This is a genomic window from Streptomyces sp. NPDC017993 (assembly GCF_044328065.1).
GTDB lineage: Bacteria > Actinomycetota > Actinomycetes > Streptomycetales > Streptomycetaceae > Streptomyces.
Map to the genome: position 1 here is coordinate 462,544 of NZ_JBIRGO010000001.1, position 21,753 is coordinate 484,296.

A 21,753-nucleotide genomic window follows, 5' to 3' on the forward strand; every position below is an offset into this window, starting at 1 on the left:
CTTCACGTGGATTTCCTTGGGATCCGTGGAGATCTACGGCACATTCGGGCGGGCAGTGGCGGGCAGCGGCAGGCAGCGGCGGGCAGCGGCAGTCGACGGCGCCCGGCGGCGGTCAGCGGTGATCGTGGCCCTTGGGGTGCCGGTCCCGTGGGGCCCCCGGGCGACGGGCGACGGTGCCACCGTGCCGCTTGGGCCCTTGGCCACCGGCGGACGGGGAGGGGCGGCCGCCCCCGGTGCCCAGCCAGCCGGCCAGCTTGCCGCCCTGGGAGACGGCCTGCAGCCGGTTCTCGGCCGCGTCGCGCACCGGGTCCGTGGCCACCACCAGCAGTTCATCCCCGTGGCGCAGCACCGTCGTGGGCGCCGGCACGAAGCTGGTGCCGTCCCGTACGACCAGGGTGACCGCCGCACCCGCGGGCATCCGCAGCTCGCCGACCTCGACGCCGTGCATCCGGGAGGTGGGTCCGATGGACGTGGACAGCAGATGGCCGCGCAGCCGCTCCAGCGGAGCCGACTCGATGCCGAGGTCGGCCGTCTCGCCCGCGGTACCGGACGCACCGATCCGCAGCCGCCTGGCGAGCCACGGCAGGGTCGGCCCCTGGATGAGGGTGAAGACGACGACGAGAACGAAGACGATGTTGAAGACCCGCTCGCTGTCGGGGACGTCGCTCACCATCGGAATGGTGGCCAGCACAATCGGCACCGCACCCCGCAGCCCCGCCCAGGACAGCAGGGCCTTCTCCCGCCAGGGCATCCGGAACGGAAGCAGGCTCGCGAACACCGACGTCGGCCTGGCGACGATCGTCAGGATCAGGCCGATGACGAGCGCGGGCGCGATGTCGTCGAGCATCTTGTGCGGGGTGACCAGCAGACCGAGCAGGACGAACATGCCGATCTGGCCGATCCAGCCGAGCCCTTCGGCGAAACCGCGGGTGGCCGGGGCGTGCGGCAGCTTGGCGTTGCCGAGGATCACCGCGGCCAGATAGACGGCGAGGAAGCCGGAGCCGTGCGCGAGGGCGCCGGCCGCGTAGGCGGAGACGGCGATGGCCATGACCGCGATCGGGTAGAGGCCGGACGCGGGCAGCGCCACGTGCCGCATGCAGTACGCGCCGACCCAGCCGATGGCGATGCCGATGGCGGCGCCGATCGCCAGCTCCAGGGCGATGTGCCAGAGCAGGACGTACCAGTGCTCGAAGGGTCCCGCCGCGGAGAAGGCCACGACGAGGATGACCACGGGGGCGTCGTTGAAGCCGGATTCGGCTTCCAAAATGCCCGTCAGGCGTGCGGGCAGCGGGACGCTGCGCAGCACGGAGAAGACCGCGGCGGCGTCCGTCGAGGACACCACCGCGCCGATCAGCAGCGCCTGACGCCATTCCAGACCGGCCAAGTAGTGCGCTCCGGCCGCGGTGACCCCTACGCTCACCGCGACACCGAGGGTCGAGAGCAGCGCCGCCCGTGGCAGCGCCGGCTTGATCTCTTTCCACTTCGTGCCCAGGCCGCCCTCGGCGAGGATGACGACCAGGGCCGCATAGCCGAGGAGTTGGGTCAGCTCCGCATTGTCGAAGACGACGCCGCCGAGACCGTCCTGCCCTATGGCGATGCCGATCCCCAGGTAAATGAGCAGGCTGGGGAGCCCGCTGCGCGAGGAGAGCCGTACCGCAGCAACCGCGATGAGCAGTACGACCGAGCAGATCAGCAGGAGTTCGTTGAGGTGGTCGACAGTCAGGAGCTGGTCCCTCCTTGCACGGGTAGCGGGCGCGGGGCGTTTCCTTACCGTATCTAGTTACTGAGACTAACAATTTACCATTACTTGAAAGTTGGACGTGCTGGTGGTGACTCCGCGTAGGGGTCGCCGAACCCGTGCGCCTATGGTTGCTCCAGCACTCCCACCCTGCCCCTCGAAGGACAGAGATGCCCGCCAACAAGTCCGGCCCAGCCCCCAAGAAGAAGAAAGGGCGGCGCGGCCGCCTCGTACTGATCACGGTCGTGCTTCTGCTCGTGGCGGGCATCGGTTTCGGTGCGTTCTGGGGCGTCAGCACGGTGCGCGCCTCGTTCCCCGAGACCACCGGCTCGCTCAAACTCCCGGGCCTGACCAACCCGGTCGACGTCTCGCGCGATGCACGCGGCGTTCCGCAGATCTACGCCGACACCGACGAGGACCTCTTCCGCGCCCAGGGGTTCGTCCAGGCCCAGGACCGCTTCTGGGAGATGGACGTACGCCGCCACATGACGTCGGGCCGGCTGTCGGAGATGTTCGGCAAGGACCAGGTCGAGACCGACTCCTTCCTGCGCACCCTCGGATGGCGTGACGTGGCGCAGAAGGAGTACGACACCAAGCTGTCGCCCAGCACCAAGAAGTACCTCCAGGCGTACTCCGACGGCGTCAACGCCTACCTCAAGGACCACGAGGGCTCGGAGCTGTCCCTGGAGTACGCGGCGCTGGACTTCCAGAACGACTACAAGCCCCAGAAGTGGACGCCCGTCGACTCGGTGGCCTGGCTCAAGGCGATGGCCTGGGACCTGCGCGGCAACATGCAGGAAGAGATCGACCGGTCCTTGATGACCAGTCGCTTCAGCGCCGCGCAGATCGAGCAGCTCTACCCGAAGTACCCGTACAAGCGGAACAAGCCGATCGTCGAAGGCGGCACGGTCGACCCGGCCACCAAGGAATTCCGGCCCAAGACCACGGCCAACGCCACCCCGTCGGGCACCGGCGCGGGAGCGACCGTCGGACTGCAGTCGCAGCTCTCCTCGCTGTCCAAGACCCTCGACGAGATCCCGGCGCTGCTCGGCCCGAACGGCAACGGCATCGGCTCCAACTCCTGGGTCGTCTCCGGTGACCACACCACCACCGGCAAGCCGCTGCTCGCCAACGATCCGCACCTCGCGCCGCAGATGCCCTCACTCTGGTACCAAATGGGCCTGCACTGTCGCACCACCGGCCCCCGCTGCAACTACGACGCCTCCGGCTTCACCTTCGCCGGAATGCCCGGCGTCGTCATAGGACACAACCAGGACATCTCCTGGGGCATGACCAACCTCGGCGCGGACGTCTCCGACCTGTACCTGGAGAAGATCAACTCCGAGGGCTACCTCTACGACAACAAGCAGCAGCCGTTCACGACCCGCAAGGAGACCATCAAGGTCGCCGGCGGAACCAGCCGCGAGATCACCGTCCGGTCCACCAACAACGGCCCGATCGTCTCCGACCGCGACGACGAGCTGTCCACCGTCGGCAAGGCCGCCCCCGTCGGCAACGCCGCACCGGACCGCGGCGACGGCTACGCCGTATCGCTGCGCTGGACGGCGCTGAACCCCGGCAAGTCCATGGACGCCGTCTTCGAACTGAACCGGGCCAAGGACTTCAACGGCTTCCGCAAGGCCGCCGCGCACTTCGAGGTGCCCTCGCAGAACCTGATCTACGCCGACACCAAGGGCAACATCGGCTACCAGGCCCCGGGCACCATCCCGGTCCGCGGCAAGGGCGACGGAACCCTCCCGGCACCCGGCTGGGACCCGAAGTACCGCTGGACCGGCTACATCCCGCAGAAGGCCCTGCCCTACGAGTACAACCCCCAGCGCGGCTACATCGTTACCGCGAACCAGGCCGTCGTCGACGAGGACAAGTACCCCTACCTCCTCACCAAGGACTGGGGTTACGGCGCCCGCAGCCAGCGGATCAACGACCTCATCGAGTCGAAGATCAAGGACGGCGGCAAGGTCTCCACGGACGACATGCAGACCTTCCAGATGGACAACAGCAGCGAGATCGCCCGGCTGCTGACGCCCTACCTGACGAAGATCGACATCAAGGACCCGTACGTCCGCGAGGCCCAGCAGCTGCTGGAGGGCTGGGACTTCACCCAGGAGCCCGACTCCGCCGCGGCCGCCTACTTCAACGCCGTCTGGCGCAACACCCTCAAGCTCGCCTTCGGCAACAAGATGCCCAAGGAACTGCGGGTCGACGGCCAGTGCCTCAACGTCCGCCCCGCCAACGAGACCGGCCCCGCCGACGACCTCGACAAGCTGGTCCGCGAATGCGGCGAGCGGGCCGCCGACTCCGCGCAGCCCGACGGCGGTGACCGCTGGTACGAGGTGGTCCGCCCGCTCCTCGACGACCCGGGCAACGAGTGGTGGAAGACCGAGGACCGGGCCGGCCGGCCCGGCGACGCCAACCGCGACCAGCTCCTCGCGCACGCCATGCAGGAAGCCCGCTTCGAGCTGACCAGCAAGCTCGGCAAGAACATCGACAACTGGAGCTGGGGACGGCTGCACCAGATGTTCCTGAAGAACCAGACCCTGGGCACCGATGGGCCCGGCTTCCTGCAGGGCCTGTTCAACCGCGGACCGTGGAACCTCGGCGGCGGCGAGGCCGCGGTCGACGCCACCGGCTGGAACGCCGCGGGCGGCTACAAGGTCACCTGGGTCCCGTCGATGCGCATGGTCGTCAACCTCGCCGACCTCGACAAGTCCCGCTGGATCAACCTCACCGGCGCCTCCGGCCACGCCTACAGCGCCCACTACTACGACCAGACCGACAAGTGGGCCAAGGGCGAGCTGCTCCCCTGGGCATTCAGCGAGCAGGCCGTCAAGAAGGCCGCCAAGGACACGCTGACGCTGTCACCGTAGGGGCGCGGCGGCACCGCCGCCGTACCGAACGCCGTGGGGCGGGCCGGAACCTTCCGGCCCGCCCCACGGCGTACAGGGGAGCATCCGGGCGCGCAGGGCTCGCGCCACGCCCGGCCTCAGGGCCCCAGGCCCTCCGCCCGCGCGAAGCGGTGCACCGCCGACGGGGTCACCGCGGCATGCACGTGCCGGTCATGCGGCTCGACCGGCACCGACGACAGCACCTCCGCGTCGTAGAGCAGCACCACCAGCGCCGGATCGGCCCCGGCCCGCTCCAGGCGCGCCAGCACCCGGTCGTACGAGCCGCCACCGCGCCCCAGCCGCAGCCCCTGGCCGTCCACCGCCAGACCGGGCAGCAGCACCACATCGGCCCCCGTCACGGCCTCGGGGCCCAGCCGCGGCCCGTCCGGCTCCAGCAGCCCACGGGCGGCCGGCAGCAGACGCGCGGCGCCCTCGTACGCCGCCCAGTCCAGATCGTTGTCCGGGAGCAGCACCGGCAGCAGCACCCGCACCCCGGCCGCCCGCAGCCGGTCCAACAGTTCATGGGTGGACGGCTCGTAGCCGATCGAGACATACGCGGCGACGGTCAGGGCGGCAATCGGGAGCGGCGCCTCGGGGGCCTTTTCCGTATCGCGCGGACCGGACGTCCCGCCCACCGCCCGCAATTCGTCCAATTCCAGCGTCCGCCGGGCCAGCGCAATACCCGTATCCGAGACGACACCCGGCGGCAATGACCTCCTAACCTCCAGGAGATCCCGCCGCAACCTGCGCTTTCTATCGTTGTCCACGCTCACAGTGCGCCCTTGCTCCCCTTCTCATGCTGTATTCACCAGACCCTCATCATCCTTCCGATAGGGCCGGTTATGGTGGCGCGCATGACTCCATCGCACACGCGGATCAGCAAGGCTGTCATTCCCGCAGCCGGCCTCGGCACCCGGTTTCTCCCTGCCACGAAGGCCACCCCCAAGGAGATGCTCCCGGTCGTCGACAAGCCCGCCATCCAATACGTGGTGGAGGAGGCGGCCACCGCCGGACTCTCCGACGTCCTGATGGTGACCGGCCGCAACAAGCGCCCGCTCGAGGACCACTTCGACCGCAACTACGAACTCGAAGAGGCACTGCACCGCAAGGGCGACGAATCCCGGCTCTCCAAGGTCCAGGAATCCAGCGACCTGGCAACCATGCACTACGTACGCCAGGGCAACCCCAAGGGCCTCGGCCACGCCGTCCTGTGCGCCGCGCCGCACGTCGGCGACCAGCCCTTCGCGGTGCTCCTCGGCGACGACCTCATCGACCCCCGCGACCCGCTGCTGCAGCGCATGATCGAGGTGCAGGAGCAGCACGGCGGATCCGTCATCGCCCTGATGGAGGTCGACCCGGCACAGATCCACCTCTACGGCTGCGCGGCCGCCATCCCCACCGACGACCCCGACGTGGTCGGGGTGTCCGATCTGGTGGAGAAGCCCGCGGTGTCCGAGGCCCCCAGCAACCTCGCCATCATCGGCCGCTACGTCCTCGACCCGGCCGTCTTCGAGGTCCTGCGCAAGACCGAGCCCGGCCGCGGCGGCGAGATCCAGCTGACCGACGCCCTCCAGGCACTGGCCTCCGACCCGTCCCTGGGCGGCCCGGTGCACGGCGTCGTCTTCAAGGGCCGCCGCTATGACACCGGCGACCGTGGTGATTACCTCCGTGCCATTGTCAGACTGGCATGCGAACGTGAGGATCTGGGTCCGGACTTCAGGACCTGGCTGCGCAGTTTCGTCACCGAGGAGATGTAACACGTTGAACGGCACCACCGGCCAGACCAGCCACCAGGACCGCGTCTGGTCGGTGGCCGAGCATCTCGACGACGTCCTGTCGAAGATCCACCCGCTGGAGCCGATCGAGCTGCAACTCCTCGACGCCCAGGGCTGTGTCCTGGTGGAGGACATCACCGTCCCGGTCGCCCTGCCGCCGTTCGACAACAGCTCCATGGACGGCTATGCCGTCCGTGTCGCGGATGTCGCGGGCGCCACCGAGGAGTTCCCCGCCGCCCTCATCGTCATCGGCGATGTCGCGGCGGGCAACGGCGAACTACCGCCCGTCGGCCCCGGCGAGGCCGCCCGCATCATGACCGGCGCCCCGGTGCCGCCCGGCGCCGAGGCCGTCGTCCCGGTCGAGTGGACCGACGGCGGCACCGGCGAGGGACCGGCCGCCACGATGCGCGCCCACAGCGCCGCCCCCGAGGGCGCCGCGGGCGAGGTCCGCGTCCACCGCCCGGTCGCCGAGCGCGCCCATATCCGGGCCCGCGGCAGCGATGTCCGGGCAGGGGAGAGCGCCCTGCGGGCCGGCACGGTCCTCGGGCCCTCGCAGATCGGCCTGCTCGCCGCCATCGGCCGCGGCTCGGTCAAGGTCCGCCCCCGCCCCCGGGTCGTCGTCATGTCGACCGGCAGCGAACTCGTCCAGCCCGGCGAGGCGTTGGGTCCCGGCCAGATCCACGACTCCAACAGCTTCCAGCTCACCGCCGCGGCCCGCGACGCCGGAGCCATCCCCTACCGCGTCGGGGCCGTCGCCGACGACGCCGAGACGCTGCGCGCCACCCTGGAGGACCAGCTCATCCGGGCCGACATCCTCGTCACCAGCGGCGGCGTCAGCGTCGGCGCGTACGACGTGGTCAAGGAGACCCTGGCCGGCCTGTCCGCCGAGGAGGGCCGGGTGGAGTTCCGCAAGCTCGCCATGCAGCCCGGCAAACCGCAGGGCTTCGGCCTCATCGGCCCCGACCGCACCCCGCTGCTGGCCCTGCCCGGCAACCCCGTCAGCTCCTACGTCTCCTTCGAGCTGTTCGTACGCCCCGCCATCCGCGCCCTGATGGGCCTTCGCGAGGTGCACCGCCCCACCGCACGCGCCGAGTGCACCGAAGCCATCGCCTCCTCACCCCGGGGCAAACGGCAGTTCCTGCGCGGCTCCTACGACCCCGCGGCCGACCAGGTCACCCCCGTAGGCGGCGCCGGCTCCCACCTGATCAAGGCACTCGCGCACGCCAACGCCCTGATCATCGTTCCGGAGGACGTCACCGAGGTCGCCCAGGGGGACACCGTGGACGTCGTACTGCTCGGGTAGCCCGCGGCCACTGCGGGTACGGTGTCGTCGCACAGGCGGCAGTCCGGACCGGGAGAACGATGAGCAGCGGCCAGCAACACCTCACCCATCTCGACGCGGCGGGCGCGGCCCGGATGGTCGACGTCTCCGACAAGGACGTCACCGCCCGCACCGCCCGCGCCCGCGGCCGCGTCCTGGTCTCGCCGCGTGTCATCGAACTGCTCCGTGGCGAGGGCGTGCCCAAGGGCGACGCCCTGGCCACCGCCCGGATCGCCGGGATCATGGGCGCCAAGCGCACCCCCGACCTCATCCCGCTGTGCCACCCCCTCGCCGTCTCCGGTGTGAAGCTGGACCTCTCGGTCGCCGACGACGCGGTGGAGATCACCGCCACGGTCAAGACCACCGACCGCACCGGCGTCGAGATGGAGGCGCTGACCGCCGTCTCGGTGGCCGCCCTCACCGTCGTCGACATGGTCAAGGCCGTCGACAAGGCCGCGGTCATCTCCGACATCCGGGTCGAGGAGAAGACCGGCGGCAAGTCCGGCGACTGGAGCCGGCCGTGACCGCGCCCCGCGCCCTGGTGGTGACCGCCTCCAACCGCGCCGCCGCCGGCGTCTACCCGGACAAGGGCGGCCCGCTGCTCGTCGACGGACTGACCGCCATGGGCTTCGAGGTCGAAGGCCCGCAGGTCGTCCCGGACGGCGACCCGGTCGAGGCGGCCCTGCGCGCCGCCGTCGCCGCCGCGTACGACGTGGTCCTGACCACCGGCGGCACGGGCATCTCGCCCACCGACCACACCCCCGAGGCCACCCGCCGCGTCCTGGACCACGAGATCCCCGGCATCCCCGAGGCGATCCGCGCCGCCGGGCGGGCGAAGGTCCCGACCGCGGCGCTCTCCCGCGGGCTGGCCGGCGTCGCCGGCCGCACCGTGATCGTCAACCTGCCCGGCTCGACGGGCGGCGTCCGCGACGGTCTCGCCGTCCTCGCCGACCTCCTGCCGCACGCCGTCGACCAGGTCCGCGGCGGCGACCACCCCAGACCGTCCGGGAGTCCGAGCTGAACGCGTCCTGGCCGGTGGTCCTGACGGACGGAGATGTCTCCCTCCGCCCGATAAAGCTGCGCGACCACCGGCCCTGGCGTGAGGTCAACCGCCGCAACCGCGACTGGCTGCGGCCCTGGGAGGCGACCATCCCGCCGCCTCCGCCCGGCGCTCCACTGCCGCACCGCCCGACGTACCGCCAGATGGTCCGTCATCTTCGCGCCGAGGCACAGGCCGGCCGGATGCTGCCGTTCGTGGTCGAGTACCGCGGCCGGCTCGTCGGCCAGCTGACCGTCGCCGGCATCACCTGGGGGTCGATGTGCTCGGGCCATATCGGGTACTGGGTGGACCGGGAGGTCGCCGGCCGCGGTGTCATCCCGACCGCCGTGGCGCTCGCCGTCGACCACTGCTTCCGCTCGGTCGGCCTGCATCGCATCGAGGTCTGCATTCGGCCGGAGAACGCACCCAGCCGCCGCGTGGTGGAGAAACTCGGCTTTCGCGATGAGGGCCTCCGCCCGCGCTACCTCCACATCGACGGCGGCTGGCGTGACCACGCGGTATTCGCCCTGACCGCCGAAGAGGTGCCCGAGGGGCTGCTGCACCGCTGGCGGCACGAGAAGCCCGGCACACCCCACAAATAAAATATGTGTTCGAAATTGTTCACCGAATGACCGGGTTCGCGAGCTGCTGATCTCAACAATCACAAAAAAAGTTCGAGATATCAGCCAGATCGTGCGACACACCGGCTCAATTGGCGGATGGCCCCACGCAAACCCCTCTACCGTGTGAGTTGTGAGAAGCAGCGGCCTCATCTACGCAGTCATCGTCGGGGCCTGGGCCGCCTACTTGGTGCCGATGTGGCTCCGTAGGCAGGACGAGCTCAACGAGGCCCGTCCGACCGAGCGCTTCAGCACTGCCATCCGGCTCCTGTCGGGACGTGCGGCCATGCAGCGCCGCTACGCCAAGGGGCTGGAGGAGTGCCCCGCCGACGATGCGGGCGACGAGCGGGACCCGGACGCCGCGGCCGACGCGGCCGACGTCCGGCCCTTCGGCGACCCCGCGCCTTCCGAGGCCGCCACCCACACCCGCATCAAGCCCAACCCCTCGCGCCCCACTGCCGCCGAGCGGACCAAGCGCGCCAAGGTCCTCGCCCGCCGCCGGCGCACCATCACGATCCTCTTCCTCACCTTCACCATCGGCGCCATCGTCGCCGCGGTCGGCGGCATCGCCTTCCTCTGGGCGCCGGGCCTCCCGGCCCTCCTCCTGAGCGCGTACATCATTTACCTGCGCAGCCAGGAACGGCGCCGCTTTACCTTCACCATGGACCAGCGCCAGGCGGAGGCGGCGGCGCGACGGCTGCGGGAGGGCAGGCCCCGCCCTCAGCCGGCGGCCGACGAGCCGCCCGCCGACGACCACCCGGGCGACGCCCGCACTGACCTCGCCGCCCCTGCCGCCCCCGAACCGCCGCGCGCCGCCACACCCGCGCACACCGCGGGCCGCCGCGCCCTGGTCGAGGAGACCGACCACGCCGAGTGGGTCGACCAGCAGCGCGAACGCGAGCGCCCGCGCCCCGCGTCCGGCAGCTGGGAGCCCGTTCCGGTCCCCCTTCCGACGTATGTCACCGCGCCGGTCGCGCCGCGCGCCACCAGCCACGTCGACCTCGAAGCCGACGACGCCTGGAGCTCCGCCCGCTCCAGCGCCGCCCCCGATCACCCCCAGCCGGACACCTCGCAGCAGGACCGCCCCGCCACCCCCGGCCGCCGCACCCGCGGCCGTACCCCGCTCTTCGACCAGTACGAGGACGACGAGCGCCCGCGCGCCGCGAACGAGTGACGGCCCTTCGCTGACCAGCACCGGAAGCGATTTCCGAGCACCGCGATCGAGATGCTAGAGTTTCACTCGTCGCAAGGGCCTGTGGCGCAGCTGGTAGCGCACCTCGTTCGCAACGAGGGGGTCAGGGGTTCGAGTCCCCTCAGGTCCACCGCGCAACTGTTCTTGAGTCAGCTCGGGAGTGGTTGACGAGATCCCGACCGATCTACATGATCGGTCGGGATCTTTGTCGTTTCCGGGGGCTGTTCGATCCCGTCCGGGGTGATGCTTGGCAGCGGTCCTTGGTGGGCCGAGCTGTCGGCTGAGGAAGCACGCCGATCCCGGAGGGGCGGAGCCCCGGCCGCTGCCTCGCCCGGGACGCCGACGGGCGCGGATGGTGTCGGCATGCGCGGCGAGGGCCTGGGGCCTGTCGTGTGGATCACGCCGCAGACGCGGGGCCTTGGCACGCGCATCTGCGGCGCTGAGGAGATGCGGTCGATTCCCCGCGACCTGATCCGACCCTCAGCCTCGGTGGGCCACAGTGCGACCACCTTCTCCTTCATCGCTGTCGTCCGTGTCGCGCGGCCAGATGGCGATGGCGATCAGCACGGCCGCCCACACCCCCAGCGGCGTGACCGGCCAGTAGGAGGTCAGCTCTCCTTTCTGCGCGCAGCCTGCGCCCCAGATCCCGGACATGATCACCGCACCACCGAGCCAATAGCGCCATTCGGCCAGCCACTCCCTGAGGTCTTTGCGGTCCTGCTCCGAGCGGGTCGGCGCCGGTGCGGGTAAGTCGGCCGACAGTGCGGCGAGTTCGGCGGCCGTACGCGCCTGCAGGGCGCGCTTGGAACGGATCTCGTGCTCGTGCTGATCGAGTCGCCCCTCGGTCAGTGCCGCCGCCAGCACACCGAGCGCCTCGTCGCGGTCGCGGTCCGAGACCCGCACAGCGGGCACGGCAGGCTCACGTCGGTCCTCCACCGCTGTCTCCTTTCGGCTCCGCGCAGTACCTCACCTGACGGGAGGTTAGAATACGACTGTATCTCAAAGATGGGAGCGCAACCGATGCCCAAGATCGTCGACAGGGAGGAGCAGCGCCGGCAGATCGGTGCGGCCCTCCTCCAGTTGGTCGCCGAACGCGGCCTCGACGAGGTCAGCGTGCGCACCGTGGCCGCCGCAACGGGCCGCTCCCCCGGCGCCGTTCAGAAGTACTTCCGCACGAAGGACGAGATGCTCACGTTCGCCGCCGAGCTGGCCGGTGAGCGCATCGAGCGCCGGATGGCCGAGGTGAACACCGCATTGCCGCTGCGCCAGGCGCTGCGTGACCTGATCCTGACCACGCTCCCCGTGGACGCCGAGCGACGCGCCGAGGCCACCGCGCAACTCGCCTTCGCCGTCCACGCGGCGCACCACCCCCGCCTTGCCGCGATCCGGCAGCAGGTCGACCTAGACACCCGTCAGGCACTGGCCACCTGGCTGGAGTCGGCCGGGCACGAAACCCACGCGGCGGTCGTCGCTGATGCCGTCATCGCACTGTCCGACGGCCTGGCACTGCGCATGCTGTACGCCCCGCACGAGCGGGAGCACCTGCTCACAGTCCTGGACCAGGCGCTGGACAGCCTGATCCCGGGCCATGGGACAGCCCGGCATCTCCGCGAGTAGGCAGGGGAGACCGGGGCGTGCCGGAGCGGCCGTCGATCCGGACCCGCGGCGCGTCCACCTCAGGCGGGGCTTTCGTTGGATCACCGGACCACAGGAAGACGCCAGGGATGTGGAGTCCGGCCGGGTAGATGGTCGCCGTCCTCTCGTAGCGGGTGGCGATGCCGCGCCACTAAGGCTGGTGGCCTGCCGCCCCGGCCGTCCCGCCGCAGCCGGTGGCCACGCTGATCTGCCGGGACCAGGAACACCGCCCGTATGCCACGCCGGCGCTGGTGCTTGTGGATCGCGCGTGAGGAAAGGCATGGCCGGGAGGACTGGCCGGGAGGGCTGGCCTGGGCGAGAAGGTCGGCGCCACGCCTCTTGAAACAGTGGATCGGATCGGCCGTCTCCACCTTCAACAGCGCCCGCAGCCCCGGGATGTCGCCCAGCTGACCGGCCCAAAACCGCCGTGTGTCGCGGAAGACGGGGTTCACCTGGGAGGCGGCCTTCTCGATCTGGCCAACATCGAAGCGACGCTCTCGAAGGCTCGGCCGCGAAGTCTTATGATTCCGGGGCAAGTGAGGTGTTCTGCAGTGTCGTCGGCACTCCTGCCCGTCCGCCGGTGGTGTCCCCCGGGCTCTTCCCTGAACACTGGGAAAGGGCGAGGATCTTGCTGAGACGACGCCCGGAGCTGGGGGCTCTACCTGACTGAGGGGGCGCGGTGACGGGGGTCGACTCGGACCGTCTTCGTTTCAACATCCTTGGCACGCTGGAGGGCTGGGCCGGGGGAGCGCGGCTGCGGTTCGGGGGATCGATCCAGGAACGCGTGCTCGCCACCCTGCTCTTCGAGCCCGGCAGGATCGTCCCCGTCACCCGCCTGGTCGAGGCGGCCTGGGACGAGGATCCACCCACGAGCGCCGAACACCAGGTGCGCAAGGCGGTTTCTGAGCTGCGTCGGCGGATACCGCGCGGCGCCGAAGTCGTCGTCACCGACGACCCCGGCTACCGCATCGAACTGGGTGACGGTCAGCTCGACCTCAACGAGTTCGCTGACCTGCTGCGCGTTGCGCGGGCGGACGTCGGCGCGGACCGTACGGCCAAAGCGGAGGCGGCGCTGCGCCAGGCGCTCGCGCTGTGGCGCGGTCCGGTCATGTCCGGCCGTGGCGGCAGGGTCATCGAGGCGGCGGCGACGGCGTGGGAGGAACGCCGACTGGCCGCGGCCGAGCAGCACTTCGAACTGCGCCTGGCGCATGGCGAGGCCGCCGAACTTATCGGTGATTTGAGGGACTTGATCTCCTGTCACCCGCTACGCGAGACCCTGCGCGGGCATCTCATGCTCGCCCTGTACCGCTCCGGGCGCGGCGCCGAGGCTCTGGAGGAGTACGCGGCCGTGCGCTCCTTCCTCGTCGAGGAACTCGGCATCGAGCCGGGCGCCCAGCTCACCCGCCTGCATGAGGGCATCCTGCGCGAGGAGCTGGAACTGGCTCCGCCGTCCGCCGAATCGCAGCGTGCTCCGGCGAGCCCCGTTTCCGAGCCGGGTCAGGCGGACCGGGGCGTGTGCACGCTGCCGTACGACCTGACCGACTTCACCGGCCGGGACGAGAAGCTGCGCCTGCTGCTGGAGAAGGCCTGCGAGCCCGGCAGTGAGGGTACCCGGATCATCGCCGTCGACGGCATGGGTGGCTCCGGGAAGACCGCCCTCGCGGTGCGGGCCGCGCACCGGCTTGCCGACCACTACCCCGACGGTCAGCTCTTCATCGACCTGCGCGGCTTCACCCCCGGCGAGCGGCCCCTGCAGCCCGCGGTGGCGCTGGAGAGCCTACTGCGGTCACTCGGTGTACCGGACGAGCAGTTGCCGGAGGACACCGCGGAGCGGACGGCCTTGTGGCGGGTCACGGTCGCGCGCAAACGCGTGCTGATCCTGCTGGACAATGCTGTCGACCCGAGCCAGGTGATCCCGTTGCTGCCCGCCTCCTCCGGCTGCCTGGTGCTGATAACCAGCCGGGGCCAACTGGTCGACCTCGACGGCGCCGAGTGGATCGGGCTCGGCATGCTCGCCCCGGAGGAGAGCGCCATGCTGCTCGCGGAGACGCTGGGCGTCGAGCGGACCGCGGCCGAGCCCGAGGCGGTGGCCGAACTCGCCGAACTCTGCGGCCGACTGCCGCTCGCCCTGCGCATCGCGGCGGGCCGGCTGCGCAACCGGCCCCGCTGGACCGTGGCCCACCTGGTGGAGCGGCTCAGCCACGAGACGCGCCGCCTCGACGAGCTGAGCACCGGTCGGCGCAGCGTCACGGCCACGCTGGAACTGTCGTACCAGGCGCTGAGCGCGGGCGGACGCGCCGGGTTCCGGCTGCTCGGGCAGCACCCCGGCACCGAGATCGACGTCTGGTCGGCTGCCGCCCTGATGGGCACCTCCGCGCAGGAGGCCGAGGATCTGCTCGAAGAGCTCCTGGACGCGCACATGGTGCAGCAGTACGCGCTGGGCCTCTACAGCTTCCACGACCTGGTGCGCAGCTTCGCCCGCTCCCTGCCGGGCGACGACGCCGGAGGCGCGGTGCTGGCCGGGCGGCTGGTCCCGTACTACCTCGGCGCGACGGAGGCGGCCTGCGAGGTGCTGTTCCCGGACCGGTTGCGCATGGACGTCGACGTCGTGGTGAGGTCGGCCACCGAGCTGCCCCCGTTGCGGACGGCGGCGCAGGCGATGGACTGGTTCGACCGGGAGTACCGCACCATCCAGCTCGCCATGGACCGCGAGGGCGACCTCGCCGACCCGGCCTGCGTGGTGCGCCTCTCCCGCAATCTGGCCTTCTACCTGTACACGCGCAGCAAACCGGATGAACAGGTTTCCCAGGGCGTCACGGCCGTACGTGCCGCGCGGCGGCTGGGGGACCAGCGCCTGTTGTGCCTCAGCCTCAACAACCTCGGCGTGGCGCAGTGGCGGGTGGGCCGCTTCCGCGACGGTATCGACAACGTCTCCGAGGCCCGTCGGATCGCCCGCGCGCTGGGTGACGAGGTGGGCGAGGCGATGAGCGTCGGGCGGCTCGGGCTGCTCCACCTCGACAACGGCGAACTGGCCGAAGCGGTCCGCTGCCTGGAGCAGGCCGTCGTGCTGCGACGCGAGAGCGGGTACGCGACGGGCGAGGCGGACAGCTGGGCGAACCTCTCCTCCGCCTACCGCCGTCTCGGTCGGTATCAGGAGGCCGTTGCCGCAGCGGAGGAGGCCATGCGTGTCAACCGTCGCCTCGGCGTACCCGACAGGGAGAAACTCGTCCTGAACGACCTGGCCGCCGGGCTGCTGGGCATGGACGAACCCGAACGGGCGCTGGCGGTCCTCGACGAGGTTCTCACGCCGGGCGACGAGACCCGGCAGACGGAGAACCACGCGCTCACCCTCGCCCTGTCGGCGGAGGCACGACAGCTTCTCGGTGACACCGAGCGCGCCTTGCGCGACGCCGGCCGTGCCCGCGAGATCGTCGGCCGCTCCGGTGTAAGACTGCGCGCCTCGGAGGTCGAGAACATCGCCGGCCGGGTACACCGCAGGGCCGGCGACCCCGCCCAGGCCCTACGCCTGCACCGACTCGCCCTCGACCACGCGACGGCCCTCGGCTACCGCGCCGAGGTCCTCGACGCCCTGGCCGGACTGGCCCATGCCGCCGAGGAGTTGGGGGAGACGGAGGAGGCGGCGGCGTACCGGGGGAGGGCGCGGGTGATGGAGGCGGAACTGGGGATCGGGGAGGGCGGAGCAGAGAAAACGATTCTGTGCGCGCCCGTTTCCGGCCCGGAGGACTCGCACGGGAACTGAACGGGAAGAGGTGCACCGAGACTCACGGCAGGCGACGTCCAGACTGCCGAGGAGTCTCACCATGCAGACCCGACCCGACCGCATGCTCATGGTTCTGCCGCGCGCCCGGCTGGTCCGCAAGGCCGTCGACGCGGGGTACCGGGTCTGGTCCGTGTGGGACCCGGTGCGACGCGACGCGGCCGAGCACGGTGACGTGGCCCGGTACTCCGAGGAAGTGCTGACCGCCGACCTCACCGACGAGTCCGCCCTGCGCGCACTCGTCGTGCGGGCCGCCCGGGAGCATCGCATAGCCCATGTGATGTACCTCGGCGGCGGGGCGGGCCTGCGGCCCGTGCTGGAAGAGGCCCACAAGCTGGGTATCAGCGCCAACCCTCCGCAGGCCCACCGGCTGTTGGGAGACCGAGCGGCTCTGCGTGAACTGCTGCACAGCCACGGCAGGCTGAGCGTGCGCTTCCGGCGGGTCGAGCGACGGGCGGAACTTCCCGGCGCGGTTGCGGAGTCGGGTGGCCACCCGGTCGTCGTCGGTTCCCTGGCCCGGGACGTCGACCGCCGCCCCGTCCTCGTGCCCGGGCCGGGCGCGCTGGAGGCATGGGCCGGGCGCACCCCGGGGCCGTACCTCGTTGAGGAGTTCCTGGCCGGGCCGCAGTACACCGTCAGCACCCTCAGCGTCGACGGCATGCACCAAGTCGTGGGCATCACGGCCACCACGACCGGGGGCCCGCCGCACTTCGTGGCCATGGAGCATGTGCACCCGGCCCCGCTCGGCGAGCGGGAGAGCGCCGAGATCCGGTCCGCGGTGTGCGCGCTGTTGGACCTCGCGGGATTCGAGCAGGGACCGGCCGACACCACCGTCGTACTGACCGGGACCGGTCCCCGCATCCTCTCTTCCCGTCCCGGATTCTCCCGGGGCGGAATACCCCTCCTGCTGAGGCTCGCCCGGGGGATCGACCTGGAGGCGGCGTTCTTCCGGACCCTCACGCCCGGCGGACGCCTGCCGCACACCGACGCCGTACGCACCGCCGCCGTCGGCTTCTTCCCCTTGCCCTCCGGCCGGCTGACCGCCGTGACCGGCCTCGACGAAATTCGCGCCCTGGCCCATGTGCACGCGGTGTACTTCCCGTTCCGCCCCGGGGACTTCGTGCCCGGCGCGACGGACGGCGCGAGCGTGCACGGCTTCGTCGTCGTCGACGGCGCGGACGCCGGCGAGACCGCCGAACGCCTCGCCGCCGTACGACGGTTGCTGCGCGCAGAGGTCGAGCCCGCACCCTGAACTCCGGACCCCGACCGCCGCGCCCGGCTGCGAGCAGCGCCGTCGCCCATGCCGCACCCACTCGTGCCAAGCCCGCCCGTGCCACCGCACGGCTCACGCACTCGCACCCGTCGCCAGTGCCCCCCTATCTCCCCATACCCGGAGGACAGGACACGTGGACATGCGTCAGCTCAGGACATTTCACAGGGCCGCCGCCCTGCTCAGCTTCAGCCGCGCGGCTGCCGAGCTCAATTACGCGCAGTCCAGTGTGACCGGGCAGATCAAGGGGCTGGAGAACGCCCTGGGCGTGGCGCTGTTCGAGCGGCTGTCCGGACGCAAGGTCCGGCTCACACCGGCCGGCCGACGGCTGCTGCCGTACGCGGAACGGCTGCTTCTGCTCGCCGACGAGGCCCGCACAGCCGCCTCCGGCTCCCCCGAGCCGTCGGGGCGACTGGTGATCGGGACGATGGAGAGCATTGCCACGTACCGCATGCCGCCGCTTCTGGAGTTCTTCCACCACCGCTGCCCACAGCTGGAGTTGGTACTGCGACCCGGCAGCGGGGCCGAGATCCTCGACGGCCTGCGTCAGGGAGCCCTGGATCTGGCCCTGCTGATCGACACCGAGACGCTCCATCCCGGCCTGGAGAGCACGGTATTCGGGCCCGAGCCGCTCGTCGCCGTCGTGGCATCCGATCACGAGCTGGCCGGACGGCGATCAGTCGTCGGTGATCGGCTGCGGGAGGTTCCGATCCTCGCGCCGGAGTCCGGACGAGGCTACCGACGGCTGCTGGAGGGCGAGTTGGACAGCCAGACCGCGCCGATCCTGGAGTCCGGCACGGTCGAGTCGACCAAGCGGTGGGCCGCGGCCGGCCTGGGCGTGGGCCTGCTCCCCGCGGTGGCCGTCGCCGACGACATCGCGGCGGGTGTGCTCGTCCCGCTCGACTGGCGTCCGCCGTCTGCCGTGTACGCACAGCTCGTACGGCGCCGGCGCACCCCGGTCAGCCGGGAGATGAGGCTGTTCATCGACCAGGTCAGCAATCTGATGGCCGAGGAGAACGACCAGCTCGCGGCCTGAAGAAAGCCGACCCATCGGCTTGTCCGAATTCTCACTCCGGCTAAGCCGATCAGGAATTGATTGACCGTGCTGGCCGCAGTTGATGAAATTACATCAACAACAGGGAAGCCCCCCGAAAAAGAGCAAGAAAAGGGGGGCGAAATCAGAAGGAGTCCGCCATGAGCAACGTCTCCACCGCCCAGCAGATGATGACCGGCCTGTACGCCGACGGCGCCCAGTTCGACGCCGACTGGAGCAAGGTCGACGACGCCACTCTCGCCAAGCTGCGCGAGGCTGCGGCCTCCGGTGACGAGGCGCTGCAGTCGCTCCTCACCAGCCTGGCGTTCAGCAAGTTCGAGGGCGCCGACCAGGCCACGCGCCTCTCCGCCTCGCTGGCCGGCATCAAGCAGGCGGCCGTCGCGGAGATCTTCGAGGAGCTGCCGACCACCTCGATCGAGGACCTGCGCGTCGCCGCCGAGGCCGCCGGCTACGAGGTCGAGATCCTCGCCTGACCTCGGCGCGGGACGGTGCGGCCCGCCCCCGGACCCCGTGTCCGGGTGCGGGCCGCCCCCCTCGGAGGAAAATTCCGTCCCGTTTCCACCCAAGCGGAAAAAGAAAGGGAACGTCGTGAGTGAGTCGTTTTCCATCGAAGGACTCGGCTGGAGTGAGAACTGGCGGATCGAGAACGGGAACGATTCCTACGTCGTACCCTTCCCGACGTTGCGGCCGGCGACTCTGGTTTTCCACGGGGAATCGAAATTCAGCTACGGTCACTACGGAATCCACCTGGGCCAGGCGGACGTCCTGACCTTCATGGGGCCGAGCAGCGGCACGGTGACCGGCTGGTTCATCGACTGCCGCGATGGCTCTCCCACCGCCGGTGTGCGTGAGAAGCACACCTGGTCGCCCACCTCGGCCCGCGCCCTGTACATCCCGCCGGGGGTGGCCCACACCTTCGACGGCCTGGAGTCTGTCAACACCATCAACTCCTACGAGCTGTTCCTGCCGGACCCGGCCGAATGGGTCCACGGCAGCCTCGACTGGCAGCCCGACGCGGACATCATCAACATCCCCCTCGGCGTCGCCGACGAGGACGTCCCCCGCTACAAGCCCAACTCCCACCCGGCCAGCGAACTCTGGTACGACATGGTCGCCGCCCAGCAGCGCGCCATGATCCCGAAGGTGGCCTACGAGTACCCGGTCACGCGGGACGTGAAGCTTGCCGACGGCACGGTCCGCCGGGTCGAACTGCGCCGCCCGCTGCCCAAGGACGACCGGAAGCACTGGGAGCCGCTGGCCGACGTCTTCGGCGTGGGCTGGGTGCGCCACCCGGTGATCCGCAGCGGCGCCGAGTCCGGCTTCTCCGCCCTCCTGGACCGCCACCCGCTCTACTTCATCGACCACGGCGAGACGGGCTACACCCACGACGCCTACGGCATCCACCTCGGCCAGGAGGACAGGCTCACCTTCGCGGGACCGCGCAAGCAGAAGGTCACCCTCCACCTCATCGACACCCGGGTGGACTCGCCGACCTACGGCGCGGACGTGACGTACAGCTTCTACCCGGACCCCGAGCGGTACCTGCTCATCCCGCCGGGCGTGGGCCACGCCTTCGAGCACCTGGAGAACGTCTACACCGTCAACCGGCCGCGCACCCTGCTGCCCGACGACGGCAGCGAGTACCAGCCGGGCAACGACGTCATCGACTGGCCGGTCGAGAAGCGGCCGATCCCGGCGCTCAGGCCCAACACCGTCCCGGCGAGCCGGGAGTACTACGAGGCACAGGTCGCCGACCAGAAGGCCCTGCGGGCGCTGCCCGTGACCCACTCCACCCCCTCGGTGATGATGATCAAGGGCAAGGACGGCAAGGAGATCAGGGTCGCGCTGCGGAAAAAGGTGACGATGACCGGCTCCTGAGAATCAGCCGGTAGTGCGGCGGCCGACATGGCCGCCGCACTGCTGTCGTGTCCCCGCACCTTCCCCTGCCGTCCACGGAGTTGGAACCCATGCCGAAGCCCCGTTCCCTGTACCGTTCCCTGGCGCCCCTGCGGCACCGCGACTACCGCCTGTTCTTCATCTCGTACCTCATCAGCATGCTCGGCGACGGGGTCTGGCTGGTCGCGCTGCCGTGGGTGGCCATGGAGCTGGGCGGTGACAGCTCCGAACTCGCCATGGTGGTGGGCGCCGAGGCGGTGGGTCTGATCTCCTGCGTCCTGGTGGGCGGCGTGCTCGCGGACCGCTTCCCGCGCAAGCGGGTCATCGGCTGGTCGTTCGTGGCGAGCTTCGCCGCCCTGGGCATGCTCACCGTCGTCCACATCATCGGGGACCTGATGGTGTGGCAGCTGGTCGGTGCCGCCTTCGTGCTCGGTGCGTCCGCCGCGATCAGCGGTCCCGCTTCCGACGCCTTCACTCCCGACCTCGTGCCCGAAGAGGACCTGCACTCCGCGAACGCCCTTGAGTCCACCGTGCGTTCGCTCACCATGCGGATGGTCGGCCCGGCGCTCGGCGGTGTGCTGATCTCGCTGCTCGACTCCATGAGCGTCATCGCGCTCAACGGGGTGAGCTTCGGGGTGGCGGCACTGTGCGTGGCCGTGATCCGGCCGGGCACGTCCGCCGGTTCCGTGTCCGAGAAGGAGGCGGAGGCCGAGCCGACCGAACCCGTCCCCTACCGGCAGGCCCTGAGCTACCTGTTCGGCGAGCGGTGGCTGTGGGTGCTCATCGTGTGGTCCGGCGTGGTGCTGCTGCTCCAGTCCGGTCCCCGGCAGGTGCTCCTGCCCTTCCTCATCAGCGACCGGCTCGGCGGCGACGCCCGCGACTACGGCCTGCTCATCGCGGTGACCGGGATCGCGGCCGTGGTGGCCTCCGTCGTACTGGGCGCGCGCAAACCCCCCAAGGACTACGCCCGTTGGATGCTGCTCGCCTGGACGGCGGGCGCCGCGCCGCTGGCGCTGATGGTCTTCGTACCGTCGTTCTGGCTGCTGCTTCCCATGGCCGCGGTGTACGGCTTCTGCTCGACCGTCGGCAACGTGTACTGGTCAACGCTGATCCAGACCGTGCCGAGCAGGGTGCGCGGTCGCGTCATCAGCATCGACTGGCTGGGCTCGCTGGCGCTCGTACCGCTGTCGGCGGTGATCGCGGGTGTGGGCACGGGCCGGGCGTTCATGGTGACCCTCTTCGTGCTCGGCGGGACGCTGCCGGTGCTGTTCACGTTGGCGACGCTGCGGTGGGTGGACCTGAGTTTGCTGCGGCCGCCGGGGGAGGCCGTGGAGAAGTCCGAGGAGCCGGCGCCGGCGGAGCGGGAGCCCCAGGTCGCGGCACCCCCTGCGGCGTGAGACCAACGGCCTCATCCTCTGCCTGATGTGCGGTTCCTTGTTCGTTCCCGTCCGGAGGGAGAGCGAGAGGAGAGCGGCGGGAACGGCGGCGAGCAGTATCCGGGACGTCGAGAGCGATCGGCGTAACCGCGA

General features: G+C 70.5%; 17 protein-coding genes and 1 tRNA gene. 15 read left to right on the forward strand and 3 right to left on the reverse strand.

Annotation, left to right across the window (positions count from 1 at the left end; genetic code table 11):
* Positions 1-112: 112 nt before the first annotated feature.
* Entirely contained in the window at positions 113-1,723 is a 1,611-nt protein-coding gene (locus tag ACH4FH_RS02245) for a potassium/proton antiporter (RefSeq protein WP_398553975.1), read from the reverse strand.
* Positions 1,724-1,908: 185 nt separating this feature from the next.
* Here ACH4FH_RS02245 and ACH4FH_RS02250 point away from each other — a divergent pair, with 185 nt between their 5' ends.
* Positions 1,909-4,626 (forward strand): penicillin acylase family protein, encoded by a 2,718-nt coding sequence (locus tag ACH4FH_RS02250; protein WP_398553812.1) that lies wholly within the window; start codon positions 1,909-1,911, stop codon positions 4,624-4,626.
* 116 nt (positions 4,627-4,742) lie between these two features.
* Here ACH4FH_RS02250 and ACH4FH_RS02255 read toward each other — a convergent pair whose 3' ends face one another.
* Complete coding sequence (locus tag ACH4FH_RS02255) at positions 4,743-5,354, reverse strand: 5-formyltetrahydrofolate cyclo-ligase (protein WP_398553813.1); 612 nt, start codon at positions 5,352-5,354, stop codon at positions 4,743-4,745.
* A gap of 144 nt (positions 5,355-5,498) precedes the next feature.
* Between ACH4FH_RS02255 and galU the strand changes: the two genes are divergently transcribed.
* The 7 genes from galU to ACH4FH_RS02290 all read left to right on the forward strand — a co-directional run bounded on the left by galU (position 5,499) and on the right by ACH4FH_RS02290 (position 10,721).
* The gene (gene galU, locus ACH4FH_RS02260) at positions 5,499-6,401 is read left to right on the forward strand and encodes a UTP--glucose-1-phosphate uridylyltransferase GalU (RefSeq protein WP_398553814.1); all 903 of its coding nucleotides are present in this window, start codon (positions 5,499-5,501) and stop codon (positions 6,399-6,401) included.
* Positions 6,402-6,405: 4 nt separating this feature from the next.
* On the forward strand, positions 6,406-7,722 hold the full coding sequence (gene glp / locus ACH4FH_RS02265; RefSeq protein ID WP_398553815.1) for a gephyrin-like molybdotransferase Glp: 1,317 nt from the start codon (positions 6,406-6,408) through the stop codon (positions 7,720-7,722).
* 59 nt (positions 7,723-7,781) lie between these two features.
* The gene (moaC, locus tag ACH4FH_RS02270; protein WP_393892519.1) at positions 7,782-8,264 is read left to right on the forward strand and encodes a cyclic pyranopterin monophosphate synthase MoaC; all 483 of its coding nucleotides are present in this window, start codon (positions 7,782-7,784) and stop codon (positions 8,262-8,264) included.
* The gene (locus ACH4FH_RS02275) at positions 8,261-8,761 is read left to right on the forward strand and encodes a molybdenum cofactor biosynthesis protein B (RefSeq protein WP_398553816.1); all 501 of its coding nucleotides are present in this window, start codon (positions 8,261-8,263) and stop codon (positions 8,759-8,761) included. The genes moaC and ACH4FH_RS02275 overlap by 4 nt, the downstream gene beginning before the upstream one ends.
* A gap of 14 nt (positions 8,762-8,775) precedes the next feature.
* Positions 8,776-9,381 (forward strand): GNAT family N-acetyltransferase, encoded by a 606-nt coding sequence (locus ACH4FH_RS02280; protein WP_398553817.1) that lies wholly within the window; start codon positions 8,776-8,778, stop codon positions 9,379-9,381.
* Positions 9,382-9,532: 151 nt separating this feature from the next.
* Positions 9,533-10,573 (forward strand): hypothetical protein, encoded by a 1,041-nt coding sequence (locus ACH4FH_RS02285; protein ID WP_398553818.1) that lies wholly within the window; start codon positions 9,533-9,535, stop codon positions 10,571-10,573.
* A 75-nt stretch (positions 10,574-10,648) separates the two neighbouring features.
* Positions 10,649-10,721 (forward strand) — tRNA-Ala (locus ACH4FH_RS02290).
* A gap of 350 nt (positions 10,722-11,071) precedes the next feature.
* On the opposite strand, the gene ACH4FH_RS02295 is transcribed toward ACH4FH_RS02290, so the two are convergent.
* Entirely contained in the window at positions 11,072-11,527 is a 456-nt protein-coding gene (locus tag ACH4FH_RS02295) for a DUF1707 domain-containing protein (RefSeq protein WP_398553819.1), read from the reverse strand.
* A gap of 84 nt (positions 11,528-11,611) precedes the next feature.
* On the opposite strand from ACH4FH_RS02295, the gene ACH4FH_RS02300 reads away from it, so the two are divergent.
* From ACH4FH_RS02300 to ACH4FH_RS02330, 7 genes are all read left to right on the forward strand, one after another.
* Positions 11,612-12,208 carry a TetR/AcrR family transcriptional regulator gene (locus ACH4FH_RS02300; RefSeq protein WP_398553820.1) on the forward strand — a complete coding sequence of 199 codons (597 nt, stop codon included), beginning with the start codon at positions 11,612-11,614 and terminating at the stop codon, positions 12,206-12,208.
* Between the two features lie 697 nt (positions 12,209-12,905).
* Positions 12,906-15,986 carry a BTAD domain-containing putative transcriptional regulator gene (locus tag ACH4FH_RS02305; protein ID WP_398553821.1) on the forward strand — a complete coding sequence of 1,027 codons (3,081 nt, stop codon included), beginning with the start codon at positions 12,906-12,908 and terminating at the stop codon, positions 15,984-15,986.
* A 61-nt stretch (positions 15,987-16,047) separates the two neighbouring features.
* Positions 16,048-17,256 (forward strand): phosphoribosylglycinamide synthetase, encoded by a 1,209-nt coding sequence (locus ACH4FH_RS02310; protein WP_398553822.1) that lies wholly within the window; start codon positions 16,048-16,050, stop codon positions 17,254-17,256.
* A gap of 160 nt (positions 17,257-17,416) precedes the next feature.
* A complete protein-coding gene (locus ACH4FH_RS02315; RefSeq protein WP_398553823.1) occupies positions 17,417-18,310 on the forward strand; it encodes a LysR family transcriptional regulator in 894 nt (297 codons plus the stop codon).
* Positions 18,311-18,468: 158 nt separating this feature from the next.
* On the forward strand, positions 18,469-18,801 hold the full coding sequence (locus ACH4FH_RS02320) for a hypothetical protein (protein WP_398553824.1): 333 nt from the start codon (positions 18,469-18,471) through the stop codon (positions 18,799-18,801).
* Positions 18,802-18,916: 115 nt separating this feature from the next.
* Positions 18,917-20,206 (forward strand): dTDP-4-dehydrorhamnose 3,5-epimerase family protein, encoded by a 1,290-nt coding sequence (locus tag ACH4FH_RS02325; RefSeq protein WP_398553825.1) that lies wholly within the window; start codon positions 18,917-18,919, stop codon positions 20,204-20,206.
* An 89-nt stretch (positions 20,207-20,295) separates the two neighbouring features.
* Positions 20,296-21,621, forward strand: coding sequence for an MFS transporter (locus ACH4FH_RS02330; RefSeq protein ID WP_398553826.1), 1,326 nt, complete (start codon positions 20,296-20,298; stop codon positions 21,619-21,621).
* The last annotated feature ends 132 nt before the right edge of the window (positions 21,622-21,753 follow it).

Bases quoted from the DNA above. Each gene is read 5' to 3' on its own strand.
- ACH4FH_RS02250 (WP_398553812.1), top strand. From the start codon at position 1,909: ATGCCCGCCAACAAGTCCGGCCCAGCCCCCAAGAAGAAGAAAGGGCGG.
- galU (WP_398553814.1), top strand. From the start codon at position 5,499: ATGACTCCATCGCACACGCGGATCAGCAAGGCTGTCATTCCCGCAGCC.
- moaC (WP_393892519.1), top strand. From the start codon at position 7,782: ATGAGCAGCGGCCAGCAACACCTCACCCATCTCGACGCGGCGGGCGCG.
- ACH4FH_RS02300 (WP_398553820.1), top strand. From the start codon at position 11,612: ATGCCCAAGATCGTCGACAGGGAGGAGCAGCGCCGGCAGATCGGTGCG.
- ACH4FH_RS02310 (WP_398553822.1), top strand. From the start codon at position 16,048: ATGCAGACCCGACCCGACCGCATGCTCATGGTTCTGCCGCGCGCCCGG.
- ACH4FH_RS02315 (WP_398553823.1), top strand. From the start codon at position 17,417: ATGCGTCAGCTCAGGACATTTCACAGGGCCGCCGCCCTGCTCAGCTTC.
- ACH4FH_RS02320 (WP_398553824.1), top strand. From the start codon at position 18,469: ATGAGCAACGTCTCCACCGCCCAGCAGATGATGACCGGCCTGTACGCC.
- ACH4FH_RS02330 (WP_398553826.1), top strand. From the start codon at position 20,296: ATGCCGAAGCCCCGTTCCCTGTACCGTTCCCTGGCGCCCCTGCGGCAC.